This is a genomic window from Staphylococcus pasteuri, assembly GCF_030547725.1.
Lineage (GTDB): Bacteria > Bacillota > Bacilli > Staphylococcales > Staphylococcaceae > Staphylococcus > Staphylococcus pasteuri.
In genome coordinates this window covers 1-270 of sequence record NZ_JAUOQO010000362.1, presented here as the reverse complement: position 1 = coordinate 270, position 270 = coordinate 1, and the positions used below count along the sequence as shown (strand labels likewise).

Sequence of the window (270 nt, the reverse complement as noted above, 5' to 3'; positions counted from 1 at the left end):
ATAGACTGCTGGTTTCTTAATAACAGCTTGTGCTGAGGCATATGCCAGCTCATTGAAAGACCCTACAACAAAAGATTCAAATATGTATTTAGGGTTTAGATTGTCGTGTAGATCTATATAATGGTCTTTTAAAGGTAATTCATTCTTCTGTGTGGTATTTTGAGTCCCTTTTTCCTCTACAACAGGCTTGTTTTTGTCTACATTGGGTACTACGGGTGCAATAACGTATTCTACGTTCTTAACATCAGAATGAGCCTCACGGAAAAAGTT

At 37.0% G+C, this 270-nt stretch carries 1 protein-coding gene; it reads right to left on the bottom strand.

Features of this window, described 5'->3' with window-relative positions; genetic code table 11:
* A partial coding sequence (locus tag Q4528_RS14000) for a DnaA ATPase domain-containing protein (protein WP_303522200.1) occupies positions 1 to 270 on the bottom strand: 270 nt, incomplete at both ends.